Genomic DNA, 567 nt, shown 5'->3' with positions numbered 1-567 from the left:
TAGTCTTATAATCTTTTCCATACCTTTTAAGACTAACTCACAGAACTAGGAAACATCATGGCAATTATCGGTTATGTTCGTGTCTCAACAGATGACCAGACAACAAAAAACCAGAAGCAAGAAATCGGCAAGGTGTACAACGTTGAACACTGGTACAGCGATGACGGCGTAAGCGGAACTAAGCAAGCTATGACCCGTCCAGAATTTAGAAAGATGTTCGATTTTATTCGTAAGGGTGACACGCTGATAGTTACAGCGATTGACCGTCTAGGCCGTGGCGTGATTGATGTTCGTCAAACGGTGGATGCCTTACAGAATAAAGGCGTTAAGGTTATCTCTATGCGTGAGGGTTACGACCTGTCAACGCCCACAGGCAAGGCGATGTATACCATAATGGCAACACTGGCAGAGCTGGAGCTTGCGAACATGGCAGAACGCCGGAACGCTGGTATCAAACGCGCTCAATCTGAGGGGAAACATTGTGGCAGACCGACGAAAGGCGACCCTGATATTATCAAATCCATGTTTGATAAGGGTATGACGTGGCAACAGATAGCAGAATCAACA

The 567-nt window shown here is 46.0% G+C and carries 1 protein-coding gene; it reads left to right on the top strand.

Annotation, left to right across the window (positions count from 1 at the left end; translation table 11 throughout):
- Nucleotides 1-57 precede the first annotated feature (57 nt).
- Nucleotides 58-567 (top strand): recombinase family protein (locus N1032_RS26960; protein WP_259543766.1); only part of this gene is annotated, 510 nt, incomplete at its 3' end.

This window comes from Herbiconiux daphne, from assembly GCF_024979295.1.
GTDB classification, from domain to species: domain Bacteria; phylum Actinomycetota; class Actinomycetes; order Actinomycetales; family Microbacteriaceae; genus Herbiconiux; species Herbiconiux daphnes.
This window is presented reverse-complemented; position numbering and strand designations above follow the sequence as displayed.